Source organism: Streptomyces roseoviridis (genome assembly GCF_039535235.1).
Taxonomy (GTDB): domain Bacteria; phylum Actinomycetota; class Actinomycetes; order Streptomycetales; family Streptomycetaceae; genus Streptomyces; species Streptomyces roseoviridis.
On the sequence record NZ_BAAAWU010000001.1, the window covers coordinates 7,166,397 to 7,181,780 of the forward strand.

Annotated in this window: 15 protein-coding genes; 6 read left to right on the forward strand and 9 right to left on the reverse strand. The window is 74.8% G+C overall.

The genetic code is table 11. The features are described from left to right. Window positions 1–21 precede the first annotated feature (21 nt). Window positions 22–2,841: a hypothetical protein gene (locus ABD954_RS32305; RefSeq protein WP_345491439.1), complete on the forward strand. Its 2,820-nt coding sequence runs from the start codon at window positions 22–24 to the stop codon at window positions 2,839–2,841. A gap of 347 nt (window positions 2,842–3,188) precedes the next feature. Here ABD954_RS32305 and ABD954_RS32310 read toward each other — a convergent pair whose 3' ends face one another. Next, window positions 3,189–3,941 carry an NADPH-dependent F420 reductase gene (locus ABD954_RS32310; protein ID WP_345491441.1) on the reverse strand — a complete coding sequence of 251 codons (753 nt, stop codon included), beginning with the start codon at window positions 3,939–3,941 and terminating at the stop codon, window positions 3,189–3,191. Between the two features lie 16 nt (window positions 3,942–3,957). Here ABD954_RS32310 and ABD954_RS32315 point away from each other — a divergent pair, with 16 nt between their 5' ends. Then, on the forward strand, window positions 3,958–4,533 hold the full coding sequence (locus ABD954_RS32315; RefSeq protein ID WP_345491443.1) for a GNAT family N-acetyltransferase: 576 nt from the start codon (window positions 3,958–3,960) through the stop codon (window positions 4,531–4,533). A 104-nt stretch (window positions 4,534–4,637) separates the two neighbouring features. Here the strand turns inward: ABD954_RS32315 and ABD954_RS32320 are convergent, their stop codons facing one another. The 5 genes from ABD954_RS32320 to ABD954_RS32340 form a co-directional block, all read right to left on the reverse strand. Next, window positions 4,638–5,189 (reverse strand): YdeI/OmpD-associated family protein, encoded by a 552-nt coding sequence (locus tag ABD954_RS32320; protein WP_345492616.1) that lies wholly within the window; start codon window positions 5,187–5,189, stop codon window positions 4,638–4,640. Window positions 5,190–5,428: 239 nt separating this feature from the next. Next, window positions 5,429–6,724 (reverse strand): ATP-binding protein, encoded by a 1,296-nt coding sequence (locus ABD954_RS32325; protein WP_345491445.1) that lies wholly within the window; start codon window positions 6,722–6,724, stop codon window positions 5,429–5,431. A 429-nt stretch (window positions 6,725–7,153) separates the two neighbouring features. Continuing rightward, the gene (locus ABD954_RS32330) at window positions 7,154–7,507 is read right to left on the reverse strand and encodes a DUF805 domain-containing protein (protein WP_345491447.1); all 354 of its coding nucleotides are present in this window, start codon (window positions 7,505–7,507) and stop codon (window positions 7,154–7,156) included. A 198-nt stretch (window positions 7,508–7,705) separates the two neighbouring features. Continuing rightward, on the reverse strand, window positions 7,706–8,065 hold the full coding sequence (locus ABD954_RS32335; protein WP_345491449.1) for an SPW repeat protein: 360 nt from the start codon (window positions 8,063–8,065) through the stop codon (window positions 7,706–7,708). Between the two features lie 291 nt (window positions 8,066–8,356). After that, window positions 8,357–8,770 (reverse strand): VOC family protein, encoded by a 414-nt coding sequence (locus ABD954_RS32340; RefSeq protein ID WP_425584117.1) that lies wholly within the window; start codon window positions 8,768–8,770, stop codon window positions 8,357–8,359. A 345-nt stretch (window positions 8,771–9,115) separates the two neighbouring features. Between ABD954_RS32340 and ABD954_RS32345 the strand changes: the two genes are divergently transcribed. After that, window positions 9,116–9,493 (forward strand): cupin domain-containing protein, encoded by a 378-nt coding sequence (locus tag ABD954_RS32345; protein ID WP_345491453.1) that lies wholly within the window; start codon window positions 9,116–9,118, stop codon window positions 9,491–9,493. Between the two features lie 616 nt (window positions 9,494–10,109). Here ABD954_RS32345 and ABD954_RS32350 read toward each other — a convergent pair. Next, window positions 10,110–10,481, reverse strand: a complete 372-nt coding sequence (locus ABD954_RS32350; protein WP_345491455.1) for a hypothetical protein — start codon at window positions 10,479–10,481, stop codon at window positions 10,110–10,112. Between the two features lie 175 nt (window positions 10,482–10,656). On the opposite strand from ABD954_RS32350, the gene ABD954_RS32355 reads away from it, so the two are divergent. Continuing rightward, window positions 10,657–12,105 (forward strand): carboxylesterase/lipase family protein, encoded by a 1,449-nt coding sequence (locus ABD954_RS32355; RefSeq protein ID WP_345491457.1) that lies wholly within the window; start codon window positions 10,657–10,659, stop codon window positions 12,103–12,105. 12 nt (window positions 12,106–12,117) lie between these two features. Here the strand turns inward: ABD954_RS32355 and ABD954_RS32360 are convergent, their stop codons facing one another. Further along, a complete protein-coding gene (locus ABD954_RS32360) occupies window positions 12,118–12,918 on the reverse strand; it encodes a metallophosphoesterase (protein WP_345491459.1) in 801 nt (266 codons plus the stop codon). 169 nt (window positions 12,919–13,087) lie between these two features. Here ABD954_RS32360 and ABD954_RS32365 point away from each other — a divergent pair, with 169 nt between their 5' ends. Further along, window positions 13,088–13,783, forward strand: a complete 696-nt coding sequence (locus tag ABD954_RS32365; RefSeq protein WP_345491461.1) for an RraA family protein — start codon at window positions 13,088–13,090, stop codon at window positions 13,781–13,783. A 222-nt stretch (window positions 13,784–14,005) separates the two neighbouring features. On the opposite strand, the gene ABD954_RS32370 is transcribed toward ABD954_RS32365, so the two are convergent. After that, on the reverse strand, window positions 14,006–14,446 hold the full coding sequence (locus ABD954_RS32370; RefSeq protein ID WP_345491463.1) for an OsmC family protein: 441 nt from the start codon (window positions 14,444–14,446) through the stop codon (window positions 14,006–14,008). 395 nt (window positions 14,447–14,841) lie between these two features. Here ABD954_RS32370 and ABD954_RS32375 point away from each other — a divergent pair, with 395 nt between their 5' ends. Further along, the gene (locus ABD954_RS32375) at window positions 14,842–15,198 is read left to right on the forward strand and encodes a hypothetical protein (protein WP_345491465.1); all 357 of its coding nucleotides are present in this window, start codon (window positions 14,842–14,844) and stop codon (window positions 15,196–15,198) included. Window positions 15,199–15,384: the final 186 nt, after the last annotated feature.

A 15,384-nucleotide genomic window follows, 5' to 3' on the forward strand; every position in this document is an offset into this window, starting at 1 on the left:
GTGAGCGACGAGGTGAACTCAATGGGTACGGCGCTACTGCTGGCCGCGGCACCGGCCGGACGGGGACGCGCCATGGACGCGGCGTCGGTGCTGCCCGCGCTCGCGGCGGTGCCGGCCGGCGCGCTCACCGGTACGGACACGGCCACGGTCGTCGAACTGGCGGACCCCCTCGACCCGCAGGCCGTCCTCACCCGGCTCCGCGCCGCCGCGGCGGCCCCCGGCCCCCTGGCCCTGTACCTCGCGGGCCAGCTCCAGACCGACCGGCGCCAGCGGCTGCCGCACCTCGCGCTCGCCCGCAGCACGCCGACGACCCTGCGCTACACGGGACTTCCCTGGCACTGGCTCGCCACGGAACTCGCACCGCGCCGGCCCGGCACCACCACCGTCGTCGCCGACCTCGCGGCCGACCCCGAGCTCTGGCAGCGGCTCGCCGCCGACCCGGGCGCGCTCGGCCTCGGCCCGGCCGTCCCGCTGTTCGCCCGGGTCACCCCCTTCCCCCGCCGCGGCGCCCTCACCACGCCCGACTACCTCCGCCACTTCGCCACCCTCTGGCGCACCGGCGCGCGCCCCCCGCTGCCCGTCCTCCACGCGGAAGCGGCCACGGCGGCCGCGCAGGCGACCCCGCAGACGCAGACGGTCCTCCTGTCCCCGCCCGCCCCCCAGCCGCCCTTCGCCGCCCCGCCCTCTCCGTCGGCCCCCTCGGCCCAGGCCGCCCCCGTCTCCCTCCTGGAGTCCCCGCCCACCCACCGCCTGGGCACCGCCGCGCCCTCCCGCCCGCTCGCCGACGGGCCGCCGGTGCCGCTCGGTTCCCCGGAACCCGCGAGCACGACGCCGGCTCCGCGCGCCGCGGCGCACACCGCCGCGCCTCCGGAGAGCGCCGTCCCGGGGGCAGTGGCTGAGCCGGTTGTGCTGAGCACCGGGCCCCGTGCCGGCGGAGCGACGGAGACTGCCGCCGACGGTGACGGCGCCGCGTCGACCGGCGCGGGGCTCGCCCGGCCTGCCGCCGTGCTGCGGAAGGCGGCGGGTGAGCCGGTTGTGGCGGCCGCGGCCGCTGCGGTGGCGGCGGTGCCGCCGGGCGTCCTCGACGGCCCGCCGTCTGGCTTGACTGGCAGGGGCGTTCCGACGGCCGCTGCCGGGTCCGGGGCGGACGCGTCGGTCACGGTTGGGACGACGGCGGATGAGCCGGTGGCGACCGGTGCTGTGGCCGGCGCGGTGGCTGGGGCCGGCACTCCGCGGGGTGACCTGGACGGCGGCTGGCTGTCCGTGCCGCCTTCACCGGGCGTTTCTGCCGGCTCGAGGGCGGCGGTGAGTGAGCCGGTCGCGGCCGGGGCCGCGGTCGGCGCGGGTGCGGCGTCGAGGGTCGACGGCGGCCCGCCGTCCGCGGGCGTCGACCGCGAGGCGTCGTCGCGGGGAGGCGTTCGTGGCCCGGCCGGAGCGGTGGTGGCGGAGAACTCGGCCGAGGCCGACACGCCGGCGGGCACGCCGCTCGGTGGACTTGAGGCGGGGGCGACTTCGCTGGCGGACGGCCTAGCGGTGACTGCGACTGCGACTGCGGCTGGGACTGCGACTCGGACTGCAACTGCAACTGCAACTACAACTGCGGCTGAGGCTGGGGCTGGGGCCGACGGTGACGACTCGTCGGTGTCCCGCAGCCCGCAGACGTCCGCCGCCGTGCAGGCCGACCGTACGGTCGGCGGCGCACCGGGCCGCCGACTCACCGAGGCGGCCGATGCCGCGTCCGCTGTGGGTGCGGAGGTCGTACGGCCGCGATCCGACGGAGCGACCGGAGTGCCGGCGCCACCGGCCGCAGCCCGCGCCGAAGCAACCCCGGCCGGGGCGACGGACACCGTCCCGCCCCGCGAGAGGGACGGAGCCGACGAGCTGCGGGCCGCACAACATGGCGCGGACGGCCGCTCGTTCGTGGCCGCAGCCCGCCCCGTGCCGGCTTCGCCGGGCGGAGCCACTGCTTCCGTCGAGCCCGCGCCTGCGTCGACGGGCCGCGCCACCGTAGCCGCCGCTCCTGGCGGGGCGGGCGCAGAGGTCGAGCCGCAGGCCGCGCCGCGTGGCGCGGGTGACGGGCCGTTGCCCACGGGCTCCCGCCCGTCACCGTTGCCTCCGCCCTCGGACAACGGTGCTGGCCCCGCCGAGTCCCGCCCCGCGCCGTCGGGCAGCGCCATCGTTCCCGCCGAGTCCCGCCCCGCGCCGTCGGGCAGCGCCGCCGCTCCCGCCGAGTCCCGCCCCGCGCCGTCGGACAACGGCGCCGCCCCGGTTGCGCCCGCACCGGCGCCGTCGGTCGGCCTCACCGCCTCCGCCGCGCCCCGCGTGGCGCCCAGCGGGTCCCGGCCCGCCGGTCCCGCGCCGTCGGCCAAGGGTGCCGTCTCCATCCCGCCGCGCCCCACGCACGCGCCCGGGCAGACGCGGCCCGCGGCGGACGCGGATCCGCATCCGGCGATTCTCGCGGCGGCGATGGCCGGGCGGCACGGGGAGGCGGCGGCGATGGCCGCCGCGTGGGAGAGCGATGCGCTGCGGCGGTACGGCCCACGGTCCGGCGAGGCCGTGCACTGGGTGGAGGTGCGGGCGGACCTGGCGCGGCTCGCGGGCGAGCCGGCGAGGAGCTGCGAGCTGTGGATCGCCGCCGCGCAGGCCCGGCTGGGGATGCGGCAGGGACCGGACGAGCCGGACGTCGAGGGCGCGGTGGACCGGGCCCATCACCAGTGGGAGCAGATCCAGGACCCGGCCAGAGCCCGGGCGTTGGGACCCGCACTGGTCGAACTGCGCCGCGCCGTGCCCGGCCGCCACGCCGGCGCCCTCGCGGCGCTCCAGCGGAAGTTGAGCCGGTGAACGTGAGCCGGTGACCGCCTGGCCACCGCCCAGTGCTCTCTCCGCGACCCGGCCGTGCGCCCCCTGCCGCCGCCGACGGCCGGTGAACCCGCCAGGTCCACCGGCACCGCCGCGTCCCGCACTTCCCCGAAGTGCGGTGCCGCGCCGAGGCGTTCCTCGCCGCGAGGGTGATCGTCGGCCTCGTACGTGTCCGCCGGCGTGGCCTCCCGTGTCCGGCCGACGGCTGCCGCAGGGCCGCCGCCTCGGAGCTCCTGCGTCCGGGGGCGGGAGGGGCCGGGCCCCGTCCCGTACCGCCCCCGCCGTCAGGACGTCGTCGCGCCCGCCTCGGCTTCCACACCGGCCGGGGGTTACTCGGAGGACTGCGTCGCCTCCTCGGACAGCTTCACCACCCGCAGGCCGAAGCGGTACGAGCCGATGGCCTCCGCGACGGGGATGAACAGCAGACTGAAGTGCTCCTGGCCGCGGGCCGTGGCGATGCCGCCCAGGTCGAGGACCGCGTCCGAGGACCAGCCCAGGTCGCGCAGGAGACGTCGGACCGTGTCCTTGGCGGCCGGGTCGTCGCCGGAGAGGAAGACGTGGCTGGGGCCCTCCAGGGAATCGGGGGCGATCATGACGAGACGGTCGACGGTGCAGAGGGTCTTGACGACGGGAGTCTCGGGAAAGGCGCGCTGGAGCTCCTCGCCCAGGCTCTCGCCCAAATGGGAGAGGTCGCCGGCGTCGGTGAACCCGACGGCGACGTCCAGCAGCACCTTGCCCGCCAGGGCCGGAGCCCCGACGGAGGTGAGGAGGGCGAGGGAGGCCGTGCCGGGGGTCGCGTTGACCACCACGTCCGCGGCGGCGACCGCCGCCTCCGTCGACACCACGGGGACGCCCCCGCCGTGTGCGGCCGTCTCGTCCGGCTTGCGCGAGCCGAGGACCACCTCGTGCCCCGCCGCACTCCACGCACCAGCGAGCGCCCGACCGACATGACCCGTTCCGAGGATTCCGATTCTCATGGGCCCGACGCTATGGCGCGTCGCCCCCCTGCCACCTCGGCCGGAGGGCGGGGACCGGCCCGTCGTCGGTCGTAGGTCCCTGGGCCCGGGTCGACCCGCGGCCACCTGACATCATCGACGCATGGCCCCGACCACGCCGACCACTCCCACCCCTTCGACCGCCCCGACGGGCCCGGCGCTCTCCCCTGCCGGGTCGGCCCCCGCGGCTCCGGCCGCCGCCCCGCTCGTCACCGAGCGGCTCGTGCTCCGTCCCGTACGCGCCCGGGACGTCCCGGCCGTGACGCGCCTGTGGACCGACCCGGAGGTGCGGCGTCATCTGGGCGGCCCGGTGGTCGACTCCGTCGTCCGCATCCGGCAGCGTCGGATCGTCGGCGCGCCCGGCTTCCACGCCGTGGAGCGGGTCTCTGACGGCGAGCTGCTCGGCCTGGTCGCGGTGGAGAGGGAGGCGCGGAACGGGGAGACGGAGGTCTCGTACCAGTTCCTGCCCGAACACTGGGGGCACGGATACGCCCGCGAGGCCGTCGCCGCGGCCGTCGAGAGGGCCCTGGAGGACGTGCCGGCGGTCGTCGCGGTCACGCAGGAGGCGAACCTCCGCTCCCGGCGCCTCCTGGAGGCCGTCGGCATGAGGCAGGCCGAGTCCTTCGTGGAGTGGGACGCGCACCAGGTGCTGTACCGGCGGTGCGGGCACCGGGGCTGACACCCCGTTGGTCCGCGGCACACGGGAACCGCGGCACACCCGGCTCACGGCCGACCACGTCCGCCCGCGGCTTCACGGCCCGACGGGGCGGCACCGCCCGGCTCTCAGTCCGTTCCGTCACCCGCCGCGAGGGCCGCCACCGCCCGTTCGAGCCGTGCCTGCCGGGTCTTCGCCGTACGGGCCTGCCACAGGCTCAGGATGATCAGGTACCGGTCCGTCTTCCCCAGCGCCTCGAAGGCCGCCGCCGCCCGCGGCCGGGCCGCCAGCGCGGCCGCCAGGTCGTCCGGCACGGTCGCGTCCTGCTGCGAGGGATACGCCTGCTGCCAGCGCCCGTCCGCCTGGGCCGCCCGCACCTCGGCGAGCCCCGGCTCCCGCATCCGGCCCGCCGCGAGGAGCGACTCGACCTGGCGCACGTTGACCTGCGACCACAGGCTGCGCGGCCGGCGCGGGGTGATCTTCTGCACGTAGCAACGCTCGTTGCGCGCCTTGCGCTTGCCGGTGATCCAGCCGAAGGCGAGCGTGGCGTCCAGGATCTCCTCCGCGGTGGGGGAGGGCAGGCCGGAGCCGCGCCGGCCGAGCAGCAGCCAGATGCCCGGCGTGTCGCCGTGGTTCTCCTCGAGCCAGGCCTCCAGCTCGCTGCCGTCGGCGAACCCCATGACCGCGAGTCCCTCGATCGTCTCCACCCGGCACATCCTTCCCGACGCCCAACGCGACGGACCGCCTCACGCGGCGGACCACCCGCGACGGACCGCCTCACGCGGCGGACCGCCCCACCGGACAGCCCGGCAGACCGGCTCGCCGGGCGGACCGGCCCACCCCACGGACTGACCCACCCGACGGACCGCCCACCCGACACCTGTGATCACCCTAGAGGCGGCGGGCGGACGGGGCCCGATCAGAGCCGGGCGTGGGTGGTGATGTCCGACTCGAACTGCTCGATCAGTTCCGGAGTCACGGTCGGCCGGCACTGACCGATCGCGTCGAGGTAGTCCGCCGTGGTCGCGCCCGGCGCGGCGCCGGACGGATCCGCGGCGCGGCCGCCGACCGCCACCAGGTCCCGTTCGAAGGAGTTCTGGGCCGCGATCCGTGCCGCGTGCTCGATGTCCGCCGGGGTGAAAAGGTCGCTGGCGGCGACCAGCGCGTCCACGTCGACATCGGGCCGGGCGTCGGTGTACCGGGACCAGATCGCGGCCCGCGCCCCCTTGTCCGGCGTACCGATGGGAATGAGGTAGTCGAAGCGCCCGGGCCGAAGGAACGCGGGGTCGAGGGACCGGATGGAGTTGGTGGCGCAGACCAGGAGCCGTTCGTCCCGCTCCCTGAACCGGGGGATGAGCTTGAGCAGTTCGTTGGTCACGCCGTGCATGCCCCCCGGCTGCACCGGCTCGGCCCGTACGGGCGCGATCTCCTCGACCTCGTCGATGAAGACGAGCACCCGCTCGAGCTCGGCGATCCGCGCGAAGGCCGAGCGGAGCGCGGCCGCCAGGTTGCCGCCGTCGGCGAGTCGGGACGGGAGGATCTCGACGAACGGCCAGCCGAGCCGGGAGGCGATGGCCCGGGCGAACGTCGTCTTGCCGGTGCCGGGCGGCCCGAACAGGCCGATCGCGCGCGGCGGGCGCACCCCGTGCCGTGCGGCGCGCTCGGGTTCGGCGAGGGGCAGCACGACACGCCGTTCGATCAGGTCCTTCTCGCGTTCCATGCCGGCGACCTTGGCCCACAGGTCGGTGGGGAGGACGCGCCCGCCGAGGTCGTCGAGGAGGCCCGCGGCCGGGCCGTGGAGGGGCTCGACCTTCTCGAAGTAGGCGACCGCCGGCTGCCGGGTGTATCCGGCGTTGAGCAGGCCCTCGCCGAGGAGCTCCTCCTCGGGCAGCACGTAGGCGATCCGGGCGACCCGCGCGGCCACCAGCCGCCGTTCCAGTTCCACCAGCAGGGCGCTCGCCAGCCCTCGGCCGCGCCACGCCGACGAGATCGCGATCCGCATCACCCAGGCCCGTTCGCCGGCGACGCAGGCGAGCGCGGCACCGATGGGGGCGCCCTGGTGGACGGCGACGACGGCCGGCTGCCGGGAGGTGAGGGCGCCGATGCACTCGGCCAGCGAGAAGACCGATTCCTGGCCGAGCCCGGCCGTGGTGTCGATCAGGTGGACGACCGCGGCGAGATCGCTCTCGCGGTAGTCGTGGATGAGCCAGTTCACCGGTGGTACCGCCCCTCGTTCGTGCTGTCGCGCTCCGTTCCGGTGAGGCTAGGCGGGGCGGAGGGGGCCGGTCGTGCGCCGCCCTGCACAAGCGGAGTGCGGCGATTGCGCCGTAGCGGCTCTATGCGGGGCCGGCGGGCAGGCGCGGTGACTCGCTCCCGACCGCGGCCGGCAGGCGGGGCACCCCGCAGGCCCGGTCCGCGGCGGGCAGGCGGGGCGACTCGCTCCCGGTCCGCGGCCGGCAGGCGGGGCGACTGGACCCCGGACCGGGCCCGCGGGCGCCGCGCCGTGCCCTCAGCCCGCCCCGCACGCGCGAAAGCCCCGGAAGGCGGACCTTCCGGGGGCTTCGCTGCGTGATGCGGTGGGCTCCTCGGCGGAGCGGGTGTGCTTCCGGCGTACGGTCCGTCAGACGGACCCGCCGGCCGGCCTCTAGTAGGCCGGGGCCAGCTTCGGGTTCGGGCCGTGCTCGTTCTGCGCCTGGTCGCCCTCGGAGCAGTAGAAGACCAGCAGGATGATGAAACCGACCAGCGGGATCAGACCGATGAGGATCCACCAGCCGCTGCGGCCGGTGTCGTGCAGACGGCGCACGGAGATCGCGAGGTTCGGGATGAGGACCACGAGGACGTAGATCAGGCTGAGCAGCTGAATGCCGAGGGCGGCGTCGATGATCGACAGCACGATCGACACGATGATGTTGAACAGCTGGAACATCCAGAATTCCTTGCGGCGCGCCCGGCCGCTGAACACCGCGTACTTCTTGAACGCTTCGAGGTACCAGTTCACTTTGTCCCCCCAAGGACTGGGTTGAGAACGGGAGCCTGTCCCTGTGGAGCAAGGCTTACGCAGAACTTATGTGGCCGAAACGGCGTGGGTCAATTCGTTACCTGGCGGTGGCCGTTCACAGACCTGGGCGGGACGAAAGTGAACGGCGTCGCCTCCTCTTGCGAGGGGGCGACGCCGCTTCCGATGAGGAACGGACCGCTACGTCCTTCTCTTGCTCATCAGCAGTCCGCCCGCGGTGAGGGCGAACAGGCAGACGCAGGCGCCGGTGATGACATTGCTGAGGGTCGCGCCGGTACCGGCGTCCCGGGAGACCACCCACGGGGAGACGATCAGCCACGCACCGAGCAGCAGCACCACGAAGTTCAGGTCCTGTGACCGCTCCGGGGCCATCGACATGCACAGGCCGAGCGCGGCGATGGTGATGCCGACGACCAGGTTGCTGATGGCGAGTTCCGGCTTCGCGGCGGAGAAGTGGACCGTCCACGCGGAGACAGCGGCGTAGATTCCGGCGAGGATCACCAGTTCCTCGACGGCCGCCACGCCCCGTGTCTGGAGCATGCGGGCATAACGGTCGCGCATTTCCGGGGCGTCGGGGTGTCCCCTGATATCACCGTGACGGTGAGAGACGTCGGCCATACGACTCGCCTCCTTCTGGCGTCTGGTACGTCTGACCGCTCTTGCGGCATCGGGTACCGCTGTTTCATTGTGCTCTTATCTGGCCTTTATGTGTAGATGTGTCCGATAAGGGATCCATACAGAAAACCCCTACGGGATATGCGGGGAATCACCAAATCCGCCGAGCGTTCAACAAAAGTTCAGATCGGGCCCGGGCGGCCCCCGGGCGCACCATCAGGGGCGCGCGTACGGGCGGGTGATGATCTCCATGTTGTGCCCCGACGGATCGTCGAAGTAGGCGCCGCGGCCGCCGAAAAGGCGGTTGATCCGGCCCGGTTCGGTGTGGCTCGGGTCCGCGTAGTACGTCACGCGCATCCGCTCCAGGCGGTCGATCATCGCGTCGAACTCCTCGTCGGGCACGAGGAACGCGTAGTGGCCGGGGGTGAACGAGGAGTCCTCGGCGTCGTAGTAGTCGAGGGTGACGCCGTTGCCGGTGTCGACCGGCAGGAACGGCCCGAAGGGCGCACCGACCTCCAGGCCGAGCACCTCGGCCAGGAACTCGGCGGAGACCCGCTTGTCGCGGGCGTGGATGACGGTGTGATTGAGCTCGACGGCCACAGGGGGTCCTTTCGCGGGGCAGGCGCTGATGTCGTCCGGCTTCCCGTACGCACGGCGGCGGTACGGGGCGGGCGACCGCGGCGGACCCCGCGCCCGGCGACCCGGGGCGCTCACGCCACGGCCGGGCGCCTCTCTCGATCACGGCCCATGGCCGACCCGGCAGTCATGTGATCATGCTACCGCCGCCCGATCGCCCGCAGCAACGGATTTTGCTCGCACCCGCGCGGGCTGCGGCTGCCTCGGGAACGGCGGGAGCGGTGCGACGGCGGGGCCGGTGTGCGGGGAAGGCCGGCGAGGGTGCGGCTGGACCCTCGCGGCGTAGCCTTGGAAGTGGACTCGGGGGCCGCACGTTCCACCGCCGGGAGGCGGACGACGATGACCGCAATCGTTTCCAGGAGCTTCGACTCGGCAGACGAGACACGTCCCTTCGAGGACGGCAAGGGCAGGCTGGACCTGCTCAACACGGACAAGGGAGCGGTCGGCAGGGCCGTGTTCGAGCCCGGCTGGCGGTGGACCGAGCACGTGAAGCCCATCGCCGGCACCGACAGCTGCCAGGCGCACCACGTCGGATACGTCGTCAGCGGCCGGCTCCATGTCGTCATGGACGGCGGCGGCGAGGAAGGCGACCTCAACCCCGGGGACTTCTACGAGGTCCAGCCCGGCCACGACGCCTGGGTGGTCGGGGACGAACCCTGCGAACTCCTGGACTGGATGGGCTTCGGCGCCTACGCCGTGCCGGCCGACGGCTCCTGACCGGACGGACCGGAGCCGGCGACGGGCTCGGACCGAACGAGGCGGGAGGACCCGAGCGGGAGGACCCCAGCGGGAGGACCCGAGCGGGCCGACGGTCGTGCGACGACGTCTCCCGCCGGAGGCCGCCCGCCCGCTCGCACGTGCCCCGGCGTCGGGCCGCGGCGTCGGGCCCCGGAGGGAGTACCGTCGCCACGTACCTCCACCGGTCCGTGCACACCCCACGATCCACCACGTCCTCGCCGAGCCGCACGAACACCGGGCAGCTCCGGCCCGGTTCGCCGCCTCCGCCGACCACGGGGCCCGGCCGGCGACCGTGCGCGCCCTCGGACGCCTTTCCTCACCCACGGCGTCCGGCAGCGTCCGCATCGGATCCACGATGGACACCGGCCGCCCGCCTCCGCCGGCTGTCGACGGCCCGCCCCGACCACGGCCCGCACCGCGCGCCTCGTGGTCCGTGCGGGACCGCAGGCCGTGGGGCAGTGTGCGAGGGCGGGCTCGGCGACCGCGCGCGACGTACGCGAAGAGCAGTGCCTGGGCCGGCGCTGCCGTATGCCGAAGACGTCGGCCGGGCCGGCCAGGAGCGCTGGAGGAGCGCTGGAGGAGCGTGCGAGGAGCGCTAGCGGAGGGAGCCGTAGGCGTCCGTCACACAGTCCGCCGCGCACCGGCCGCGCTCGTAGGCGTTCCGCAGCGCCGCGGCCGCGTGCTCGCGGACGACCTCCTCGTAACCGAAACGCTCACGGGCGAGCCGTACGACGTCCTCGACGGTGACGATCGTCGGCTCGCCCCGCCCCGCCGCCTCCCGCGCGGAGTCGATCGCGAGGTCCGCGCAGCGGGTCAGCGCCCGTACGTACGCCTGCCAGGCGAGGGCCCGCGCCCGGCGCGGCGCGAGCGGGCGCGCCGCCCGGCCCCTCCAGCGCGCACCGGCCGCCATGAGGACGGCACCGGTCACCACCACCAGGACGCCGACGGCGTCGGGACTCACGTTCACAGGGCCTGCCTTCCCCGCCGGGGCCGCGCCGAACCGGACGCGGCGCCCGGCCCGGCGGTGACCCGGTGCGTCAGCCCTTGGGAGAGCTCGTTGACACGTGTAAATTGACGTGTGTCCCGCTGCCCGCAGCACCGCGCCGCCGCGCTCGCGCACCGGCCAGGTAAGGAAGGCCCCCATGCCCTCGGAGTCCCCGCTCGTGACCACCACCCTCGGCCCGGTGCGCGGCGAACGGCGGGCCGACGGAAGCTGCCGCTTCCTCGGCATCCCCTACGCCGCACCGCCCGTCGGCGACCTCCGCTTCGCCGCCCCCGTCCCGCCCCGGCCGTGGACCGAGCCGCTGGACGCCACCGCGTACGGGCCGACGGCCCAGCGACGCCCCTTCGCCGAGGTGACCACCATCCCGGAACCCTCGGTGCCGGGCGCGGGAGTGCTCAACCTCAACGTGTTCACGCCCGGACCCGACCCCGAGGCCGGGCGTCCGGTCCTGGTCTGGATCCACGGCGGCGGCTACGTCGCGGGCTCGGCGGCCAGCCCCTGGTACGACGGGGCCGCGTTCAACCGCGACGGCGTCGTCCTCGTCTCCCTCGGCTACCGGCTCGGCATCGAAGGCTTCCTCCACCTGCGGGACGCGCCCGACAACCGAGGCGTACGGGACTGGATCGCCGCCCTCGCATGGGTCCGGGACAACATCGCGCGCTTCGGCGGGGACCCGGCCAAGGTGACCGTCGCCGGGCAGTCGGCGGGCGGCGGCGCCGTCCAGACCCTGCTGGCCGTTCCCTCCGCGCGCGGACTGTTCCGCGGCGCCCTCTCCGTCTCCGGCGCCGTCATGCGGCCCGACGGGCCCGATGTCGCCCGCGCCGTCTCGCGGCTCTTCACCGCCCGCACCGGCCTGCCGGCCACCGCCGCCGCGCTCCGGGACCTCGGCGACGACGAACTCCTCGGCCTCCAGGAACGGCTGGGTGCCCCCGGACCGGACCGCGAGGGGCTGCCGCCGCTGCTGTCCCTCGGGCCCTTCGCCGACGGCGAGCTGATCCCCGCACCGGTTCTGGACGCCCTGACGACCGGCGACGCGGGCGCGGACGTTCCGCTGATGCTGGGCTTCACCGCCCACGAGTTCGACATGGCCCCCGCGCCGGGCCCGGACGGCCCGCCCCTGCCCGTCCTGCTCGGCGGACTCGGCCTCGCCGGGAACCGGATGGCCGCCTTCACCGAGGCGTACGCCGACACCGCCCCCGCCGGCCTCTTCGGCAAGGCCCTCACCGACGTGACCTTCCGCGCCCCCTCCCTCGCCGTCGCCGACGCCCGTGCCGAGCGCGGACGGCCCACCTGGCTCTACCAGTTCGAATGGAACTCGCCCGTCGGCGGCCGGGCCTTCCACTGTCTCGACCTGCCCTTCGCCTTCGACCTCCTCGGCGCCGAAGGCGTGGCGGCCGCCGCCGGAACCACCCTGCCCCAGGCCCTCGCCGACGCCGTGCACCGCGCCTGGGTCGCCTTCGTCACCGAGCAGGACCCGGGCGCGGACTGGCCTGCGTACACCGCCGCCACCCGCACCACGAAGCTGTGGAACATGCCCCCCGGAACGGCCGACGACCCCCTCCGCGCGGTGCGGGAGATCTGGCTCTGAGCAGCCCGCCACCTACGCCGTGGTGCGGCGCGCGCCGGAGCGGTCGCCGAGCGGCACGCTCCGGTAGTGCGTGGTCAGGCGGCCGTCGTCGGAGAGGAGATGGAAGGCGAGCGACGGGGCCATCTCGTCCCGGAACACGTAGTCCGACGGGCCGCCGGACTGCTCCCACGGCAGCTTCGACGCGGACACCACGCCCGGCGCCACCAGGAGCGGGCGGCCCGCGAACGTCGTGGCCGCGGCGGTGTGGGAGTGGCCGCAGAGGAAGGCGGTGACGGAGGGGTGGCGGAGGGTCAGGGCGGCGAGACGGTCCTCGCCGAACTGCCGGATGCCGTCCACGAACGGAATGCCGAGCGTCGCCGGCGGATGGTGGAAACCCACGAAGACCGGAGTGCCGTCCGGGGTCCGCGCCAGTTCCGCCTCCAGCCAGGCCAGCGTCTCGTCCTCCAGGAACCCCTCGTCCCTGCCCGGCACCGACGAGTCGCAGAGCGCCACGACGAAACCGTCCGCGCGCAGCACCTGGTTCACCGGCGCCTCCGGGGACGGCGGCTCGGCGCCGAGCAGCACCCGCCGGAAGGCGTCCCTGCGGTCATGGTTGCCGGGGCAGGCGAGCACCGGGTGCCGGGAGGCCAGGACGGTCTCCCGGATCCAGCGGTACTCGGACTCCGTGCCGTGGTCGGCGAGATCACCCGTCACGACCACCGCGTCGAAGTCGTACGCGAGCGAGTCGAGGAACTCCATGGTGGCCCTCGTCCGCTCCCTGCTGCGCGGTCCGTCGTCGACGTGGATGTCACTGAGGTGCGCGATCACGATCACGGCTCTTCCCCTCCTCGGTCCAGCCCCTGGGCGGTCTCACCGCACGGAGCGGAACGTACCCCGCCCGAAGTGCCCGCGGCCCGGGCCGACTACCGGGCATTGGCCCTTTTCTGCCGCACCGGCCGGGCTAGCCTCGACACGTACCGCCCCTCCGAAGGGATCAGGCCCCATGCTCAAGAGGTTCGCCGAACTCTCCACCCCGCTCGTCGCCGACGCCTGCGTACGGCTCGGGGTGCCGCTGCGGGCCGCGCCCGCCGGCGTCGTGCCGGTGGTCCCCGGCCGGCGAGTCGCCGGACGGGTGCTCCCCGTACGGCACTACGGCAGCGTCGACGTCTTCCTGGAAGCCTTCACCACGCACGCCGTGCCCGGTGACGTGCTCGTCGTCGACAACGAGGGCCGCAGGGACGAGGCGTGCATCGGCGACCTCGCCGTCCTGGAAGCCAAGGCGGCCGGCCTCGCGGGCGTCGTCGTGTGGGGTCTGCACCGCGACACCGCCGACCTGGTCGAGATCGACATGCCGGTCTACTCCTACGGGGCCCACGCGCCCGGTCCCGTACGGCTCGACCCGCGCGGGCCGGAGGCCCTGCGCACCGCCCGCTTCGGCGAGCACACGGTCGGCGCCGACGATGTCGTCCTCGCCGACGATGACGGTGTCCTGTTCGTGGCGGCCGACCGGGCAGAGGCGGTACTCGACATCGCCGAGACCATTTTCCGCACCGAGCGGAACCAAGCCACGCGGATCCGGGCGGGGGAGACCCTGCGGGAGCAGACGCGTTTCGACGAGTACCTCCGACGGCGGGCGGAGGACCCGGAGTACACCTTCCGCCGACACCTGCGGCGGATCGGTGGCGCCATCGAGGAGTAGGGACTGACCGGAAGGGCGCCCCGGCTGTGCCCCGGTCCGGCCTGCCCGCCGTCGCCGACGGCCCAGGTCCGCGCTCCGCCCGGCCCCGCTGCCGGTTCGCCGCCGGCCTGCCCCCGGTCCGGGCATCGGCCGAACCGGCTCCCGGTCTTGCCAGGGCATCGGCCGAACCGGCTCCCGGTCTTGCCCGGTCGCCGGGCCCGCCCCCGTTCGGCGGCGGTCCGCTCAGCCCGCGCGGAAGCCCGTCGTCCCGTCCGGGAGCAGCGCCTCGACCTCGGCGCCGTGCTCCACGGTGCGGCTCACCGTGCAGTACTTCTCGTGCGTGAGCCGCACCCCACGGGCGAACACGTCCGCCGCCCGAGGGTTGTTGTCCGGGAGCTCGAACTCGTAACTCACCCTGATCCGCCCGATCCGGCCGTCGTCCTCCGGCCCCGAGACGCCCTCCACCACGATCCGCAGGTCGTCGTGGTCGACGGCCCGCGCCGTGCGGTCGATGACCAGCCCGCCGCAGCCACCCATCGCCGCGAGCAGCAGTTCCACGGGCGTGAACGACGGCTGCGCCGCCGCGTCGTCGTCCGCCGCGATCCGCACCTCCGCGCCACGGTCGTTGCGGGCGGTCCAGGTGCGGTATCCGGTGCGGAGGGTCTCGATCCGGTAGTCGGCCATGACGGCACTGCTCCTCGGTACGGGGACGGCGTGCGGCACGCGGGCGCGTACACGCCCCCATCCCATCACCCTGCCCAGTGCCGCCCCGCACGGGCACGCTCTCCTGCTCGACGGGCCCCGCGCCTCCGGCGGCTCTCCCCAAGCGTGCGCCATGGCCTTTCCATCCCCCTCCGGGGGTCCGGGGGTAGCTTTTCGCGCCGCCCTGGAGGGTGGTCCCGCACACCTGGCGGCCTCCGCCGGTCGCCTCGCCCTGTCAGCAGGGCCAGGACACCGGCGGCGCGCACGCGTGACGCGGCGTAGGCGCGGACACGTCCAAGGCACTGAGTACCGGGTCCGCGGCGAACTGAGTACCACGTCCCATGACCCGCCCCCGGTGCCGCTGATGAACTGTCGTCATGACCGACGACACCCCGCGCACCGCAGCCCGCCCGCTCCGCCACGTCACCGCCACGGCCACCGCCACCGGTTCGGCGCTCGTCGTGGTGTTGCTGCCGGTCGTGGTCGGCGCGCTCCTCGCGCGGTCGGTGGGCGGCGACCCGATGGCCTCCGTCAACGCGCTCATCGCGGGCGGCGGTCAGCGGGCCAAGCTCTCCCGCGCCCAGCTGCGCGGCTGCGGCGGCCGGGCCGTCGCCACGGCCCGCGGGGTCTGGGGCCGTTCCGCGCGGCGGGTGGGCGCCCCGTCCTGCCGGACGGCCGAGACGACGGCCTCGACGACCGCTGACGCCCTGCACGAGCCGGCCGCCCACCGGTAGCCGAGCGGCGGGCGCAGTTGCTCGCCGAGCACGGTGCCGCCGCGCTGAGGGGGAGCGGGCACGTGGTGAGCCAGGTCGCCGTGATGCGGGTGCCTCTCGGGTGGCTGCCGCCGTGGCCAGGTCACGACTCCTCGGCCGCCCGCAGGCCCCTCGTACGCCTCACGGGCCGCCGCGTCGCCTAAGGGA

Excerpts from the sequence above, each read along its gene's own strand:
- ABD954_RS32305 (WP_345491439.1), top strand. The coding sequence starts at position 22 with ATGGGTACGGCGCTACTGCTGGCCGCGGCACCGGCCGGACGGGGACGC.
- ABD954_RS32315 (WP_345491443.1), top strand. The coding sequence starts at position 3,958 with ATGGCCCCGACCACGCCGACCACTCCCACCCCTTCGACCGCCCCGACG.
- ABD954_RS32320 (WP_345492616.1), bottom strand. The coding sequence starts at position 5,189 with ATGGGGTTCGCCGACGGCAGCGAGCTGGAGGCCTGGCTCGAGGAGAAC.
- ABD954_RS32335 (WP_345491449.1), bottom strand. The coding sequence starts at position 8,065 with ATGCTCCAGACACGGGGCGTGGCGGCCGTCGAGGAACTGGTGATCCTC.
- ABD954_RS32345 (WP_345491453.1), top strand. The coding sequence starts at position 9,116 with ATGACCGCAATCGTTTCCAGGAGCTTCGACTCGGCAGACGAGACACGT.
- ABD954_RS32355 (WP_345491457.1), top strand. The coding sequence starts at position 10,657 with ATGCCCTCGGAGTCCCCGCTCGTGACCACCACCCTCGGCCCGGTGCGC.
- ABD954_RS32365 (WP_345491461.1), top strand. The coding sequence starts at position 13,088 with ATGCTCAAGAGGTTCGCCGAACTCTCCACCCCGCTCGTCGCCGACGCC.
- ABD954_RS32370 (WP_345491463.1), bottom strand. The coding sequence starts at position 14,446 with ATGGCCGACTACCGGATCGAGACCCTCCGCACCGGATACCGCACCTGG.
- ABD954_RS32375 (WP_345491465.1), top strand. The coding sequence starts at position 14,842 with ATGACCGACGACACCCCGCGCACCGCAGCCCGCCCGCTCCGCCACGTC.